General features: G+C 64.9%; 3 protein-coding genes and 1 pseudogene. 3 read left to right on the plus strand and 1 reads right to left on the minus strand.

The window, feature by feature from the left end:
- The 3 genes and pseudogenes from JZY06_RS08480 to ilvD form a co-directional block, all read left to right on the plus strand.
- Nucleotides 1–897, plus strand: a pseudogene (locus JZY06_RS08480) (hypothetical protein); the annotation flags it as partial.
- Between the two features lie 73 nt (nt 898–970).
- The gene (locus JZY06_RS08485) at nt 971–1573 is read left to right on the plus strand and encodes a PH domain-containing protein (RefSeq protein WP_207279123.1); all 603 of its coding nucleotides are present in this window, start codon (nt 971–973) and stop codon (nt 1571–1573) included.
- Between the two features lie 327 nt (nt 1574–1900).
- The gene (gene ilvD, locus JZY06_RS08490; RefSeq protein WP_207279124.1) at nt 1901–3742 is read left to right on the plus strand and encodes a dihydroxy-acid dehydratase; all 1842 of its coding nucleotides are present in this window, start codon (nt 1901–1903) and stop codon (nt 3740–3742) included.
- A 198-nt stretch (nt 3743–3940) separates the two neighbouring features.
- Here the strand turns inward: ilvD and JZY06_RS08495 are convergent.
- Nucleotides 3941–5551: choice-of-anchor M domain-containing protein (locus tag JZY06_RS08495; RefSeq protein WP_207279125.1), on the minus strand; the 1611-nt coding region annotated here is incomplete at its 5' end.

The raw sequence follows: 5551 nt of genomic DNA on the forward strand, positions 1-5551 counted from the left end.
GCCGTCGACGGCAACGCTGACGGCACCGCTGACGCGAGCGGGCAGGAGGCGCCGCACGGCAACACCCCCGCGCCGGGGAAGAAATACAGCCGGGCCACCGACAAGCGGGTGCGTTCGGCGGCCCGGGCGCTGAAAACCGCGGCCGGAAAACACTCCCCGGACCAGTCCCCGATGGGCGCCGGGCAGCGCAAACGGGCCAGGCCCAATCCCCCGGATCCGGGCCCCGGTGGCGGCATCGCCCTGATCAAACCGGAGAAATTCAAAGACGACGGCAGTGTGGAAGAAATACCCGGCCACACCTGGTTTGCTTTCGGCAGGCACAAACAACCCGGGCAGGGGCTGTTCACCCTCGGTGGGCGGGTCCGTTCCTCGACCACCGGCCTGGTGGCGGCACTGGTCGGCCTGATGGTGCTGTCCGGTTTGACCGTGGCCCCGGAAAACTCCGATGTGCGCGGTGTGCTCGCCCCCAACCCCTATGTGCCGCGCACCCCGGCGCCGGTGACCACCACCCCACCGGCCCCGCCGACCGACCAGGCACCTGTCACCGGCAGTACCGACACCACCACACCGCAGGTATCGGCCCCCGCCGAGCAGGAGACAACCGATGAACCGGAGCTTCCCACCACCACAGCGGAGCAAACCCCCAGCTCCTCGTCGACGACCAGCACGACAACAACCACCACTGCGGTGACCACCACCTCCCCGGCGGACGGTTCCACCACCCGAACCACCACTTCCCCGTCGGATGTGCCGGCCACCAGCACACCGCCCTCGACGACCCCGCGGCACAACCCGGCGGTGTCCTCCCCGTCCGACCGGCCCGCCCAGCCGGACGATAACCCCCGCGCCGACGACGGGCAGGCGGATAACGACTCCGCCGCCCCGGCCGAGGGCTAGCGCACCCGGCACCCGGTGCCGCCGCCNNCCCACCCGGCCGGGTGGGGTGGCCGGGGTGTGTAGATTTGTCCGCATGGCCGATTCGACAAACCCCAACGTCCCACCGGCGACGTGGCCTCCGGTGGATTTCCGACCCGACCGCACGCACTATATTTCGGCGTTTGTGATGGTGTGCATCCTCGCCCTGATTGTCGGTGTGCGCCCCTCGGAAACCGAGTTTCTCGGATTCGACTCCCGCTGGCTGATGCTGCTGTTTGTGATCCCCGGCGTCTTTGTCTTCTGGATCGCCCGGGCGCGTACCCGAGTTGATGCCACCGGGGTGAGCACCCGCCCGGCTTTCGGTGCCTCCACCACCACCGCCTGGGACAACATCAAGGGCCTGAACTTCAAAAAAAGCACCGCCCAGCTGGTGACCACCGACGGCTCCCATATTGCGCTTCCCGCCGTGAGCTTCAATTCGATCCCCCGCTTCGCCGAGGCGTCCCGGGGCAGAATCCCCGATGTGATCAGTGAGGGCCGCCGGGCCGCCGACGACAAAGTTGTCGTCATCTACCGGGATGGCCGCCAGGTGGTGGCCAGCAGGGACGAATACGAACAAGCCAAAGCCGACGGCACCCTGGACCGGCCGGTGCCCCACACCCCGGGAACCAGCCCGAAACATCCGCGCCGCCGCTGACCCGCCGGGGCGGAAAGGTAGGGTGGCAACGACAACAGTGTTTGTCCCCCTCCCCGCGCCCGCACCCGCGGGCGGCCGGATAAGTTTTTCCAAGAAAAGACACACACCGACTTCACTCCCGCCCCGCCCCACCAGCGCCGGGGGCAGTGTGGCGGCATCCCCGCCGCACCCGGTGTTTGTCACCGCACCGGCGGATAATCCGCAGCCCCGGATATTGCCCTGCCGGTTCGTCCCGGCCCCCGGTGCGGTGCATGCCGGTTACTTTCGACCGCGTATGTTAAAAAAACCCTTTATTTTTCCACCCCACCCCACCCAGGAACCCCACCCATGATTCCCTTGAGATCAGCTGTGACCACTGCCGGACGCAACGCCGCCGGGGCGCGCGCCCTGTGGCGTGCCACCGGAACCAAAGAGTCCGATTTCGGTAAACCGATCATCGCTATCGCCAACTCCTACACCCAGTTCGTGCCCGGGCACGTGCACCTGAAACATGTCGGCGACATTGTCGCCGAGGCGGTTGTCGCCGCCGGTGGTGTGCCCAAAGAATTCAACACCATTGCCGTCGACGACGGTATCGCCATGGGGCACGGCGGCATGCTGTATTCGCTTCCCTCCCGGGAGATCATCGCCGACAGTGTCGAATACATGGTCAACGCCCACACCGCCGATGCGATCGTGTGTATCTCCAACTGCGATAAAATCACCCCCGGCATGCTCAATGCGGCGATGCGGCTCAACATTCCGGCGGTATTCGTCTCCGGCGGGCCCATGGAAGCCGGTAAAGCGGTCGTGGTTGACGGGGTGGCCCAGGCACCCACGGATTTGGTGACCGCGATTGCCGCCACCGCCAACGACCGGGTCGATGAGGTCGGTTTGAACCGGATTGAAGCCTCGGCCTGCCCGACGTGCGGATCGTGTTCGGGCATGTTCACCGCCAACTCGATGAACTGTCTGACCGAAGCGTTGGGCCTGTCGCTTCCCGGCAACGGCTCCACCTTGGCCACGCACACAAAACGCCGCCGTCTGTTCGAGAAAGCCGGCGAGATCGTCGTCGAGTTGTGCCGCCGCTACTACGGTGGGGGGGACACCTCTGTTCTTCCCCGCTCGATTGCCACCAAAAACGCCTTCGACAATGCCATGGCCCTGGATATGGCCATGGGCGGATCGACCAATACGGTGCTGCACATTCTGGCTGCGGCACAGGAAGGCGAGGTCGACTTCGATCTCGACGACATCGACCGGCTCTCCCGCAGCGTCGGCTGTCTGTCGAAAGTCTCACCGAACTCGGACTACCACATGGAGGATGTGCACCGGGCGGGTGGAATTCCGGCGATTTTGGGGGAGCTCAACCGCGCCGGTCTGCTGCACACCGATGTCACCTCCATCCACTCCCCCTCCCTGCAACAGTGGCTTGATGACTGGGATATCCGGGGTGGCAAAGCCACCGACAGGGCCGTCGATTTGTTCCACGCCGCCCCCGGCGGGGTGCGCACCACCGAACCGTTTTCCACCGACAATGTGTGGGAGGAACTCGACGTCGATGCCGAAAAAGGGTGCATCCGCGACATCGAACACGCCTACACCAAAGACGGTGGGCTGGTGGTGCTGCGCGGTAACCTGGCCGAAGACGGCGCGATCATCAAAGCCGCCGGCATTGACGAATCCCTGTGGCATTTCACCGGACCCGCCCGGGTGTGTGAATCACAGGAAGCGGCAGTCAGTGCCATTCTGAAACGCGAAATCCAGCCCGGCGAGATCATGATCGTCCGCTATGAGGGTCCCTCCGGCGGCCCGGGCATGCAGGAGATGCTCCACCCGACCGCCTTCCTCAAGGGCGCGGGTCTGGGCAAAAAATGCGCCCTGATCACCGACGGCCGTTTCTCCGGCGGATCGTCGGGCCTGTCGGTCGGCCATGTTTCCCCCGAAGCCGCGCACGGCGGTCTGATCGGGCTGGTCGAAGACGGCGATGAGATCACCATCGATGTCCACCAGCGCACACTGCAGCTTCATGTCAGCGACGAGGAGATCGCCCGCCGCAAAGCACAACAGGAAGCCCGCGACAAGCCGTGGACGCCCGTCAACCGGCAGCGGACCGTATCCAAAGCCCTGCGCGCCTATGCGGCTCTTGCCACCAGCGCCGACAAGGGTGCGGTCCGCCGGGTCGACTGATCTCCCTGCCGCAACGACCGCACAACCCGAAACCCCAAAAACCACAAAACCCGGCGCCTGCCCGGTGTCTCCCTGTGTTTTCCGCAAGGAGGGGCTCGGCGCCGGGTTGTTTCATGCCCTTATCAACCGGCGCTGAAAAACCATCCGGCCTGTCCGGAAAAAACCTGCTGGCCCGGACAGGCCGGATGACGGGGTTGGTTACAGCTTGCGCAGCACGGTCAGCAGCACCCCGGCCGCGGCAATCAGGCAGATCACCCCGATACCCAGCAGAATCTTGATCCAGCTGTCTGTAGCGGATGATGTTTCCACCGCAGCGGCAGTCTCCACCGGGGTGTTCCCGCCGGTTGCTTGTGCGGCAGCCGGTTGCTGCGGAGACGGGGTTGCCCCGGCGGCAGTTTCCTCGGACGCTGTGGCACGACCGTTGTCCGCAGCCGGTTCGTCGGCTGCAGTCCGGGCGGTGGTCGCAGTCCCGGTGGAACGGTTGACCGCAGCGGAGCCGGACGGGTTTCCACGCGCCGGTGCCGGCAGAGCCACGATTTCTGCCCCCTCTGGCACACCACTGTGGCGGGTCCGCGGGGCTGACGGATCCTGCTCCGCAACAGAACCGCCAAAGGAATTGTTGCGCGCACCGTTGGTGGCGTTCCCGCTTGTCTGTGGAACAGCCCGGCGGATCCTCGGGGTGGAACCGCTTGTTCCGCCAGTTGATTCACGCGTGGTCTCCGGTGTGGATTCACCGTTGGTGCCGGCTGGCCGGGGTGATGATTCAGTCCCGGCTCCGCCGACGGCACTGGTGATCGGCGTGGGGATGAACCACTTGCGGTAGAAGTCACCGACGGTGGTGATGGCACGTTCCGCTTTCTTGCCGGTATCCACCAGCGCCGGACCCAAATCCTTGCTTCCGGCAGCCCAGGCATCCAGCAGACCGATCTCGACTGCGGTTTCTTCCTTCTTCTTCCCGCCGCCAGGGGTTTCAGAACCTGTACCCGGCGCAGCTGCCGTTGTGGTGGCAACCGGTTCCGGGGTGCTGCCTGTATCCGGTTCCGGCGTGGTGTCGGCTACCTGCAACAACAGATCGGGGTTGTTGACCACCTTGCTGCCGGTGGCAACCCAGGTTGTGCCGACCAGGAAGGTCATTGACAGGTCACGGTGGTTTGCATCAGCGCCTATCCCCCAGCTGTAGCGCATCGTGGCGTGATAGGCACCGGGTTCGGTGAACCAGAAAGCCTGGTGCGCGTGGGTGGGTTTGGCGTAGTGGATTTTCGACTCCGGGTCGCGGGAATCCAGGTAGGTGTTGATTGTGCCAGTGAAGTCGACATTGCCGGTGACCAGGTCGCCGGGGCCGTCGAACTCCTGCAGGGTGATGGTCACTCCACCGGGCAGTTCGCGGCCAACATCCAGGGTGGAAAATCCCAGCCACGGGATATTGGGGTTCTGCACCTCCGGCAGCTCGTAGACCCGGTCCGGGAAGTCCAGCACATCACGCACTTTCTGAGGCACATCAATCATGGTGTCATCTTTGACCTCGAAGGCAAAGGTACCGGAGGGCCGTTTGACCGACTTCGACGGAATCTGGTCGTCGTGCAGGTAGGCGGTGATCCCGTCACCGGTGGTGCCCAGCGCCAAATCCATGTGCCCGAACTGGGCGACATGATCGGGTACAGCCTGAGCCCACAGTTTTTTCAGTCTCTCCACCCGCGGCAGTTCAGCCTCATCCAGTGCGCCCGGTGCAGTCGGCTTCGTGGTCGGGGTTTCGGTGGGAGTGACCGTCGTATCGTCACCGGGCAGATCAAGAGCCGGGTAGCCGGAGGG

This window comes from Corynebacterium mendelii (assembly GCF_017307055.1).
Taxonomy (GTDB): Bacteria; Actinomycetota; Actinomycetes; order Mycobacteriales; family Mycobacteriaceae; genus Corynebacterium; species Corynebacterium mendelii.

Excerpts from the sequence above, each read along its gene's own strand:
- ilvD (WP_207279124.1), top strand. The coding sequence starts at position 1,901 with ATGATTCCCTTGAGATCAGCTGTGACCACTGCCGGACGCAACGCCGCC.
- JZY06_RS08485 (WP_207279123.1), top strand. The coding sequence starts at position 971 with ATGGCCGATTCGACAAACCCCAACGTCCCACCGGCGACGTGGCCTCCG.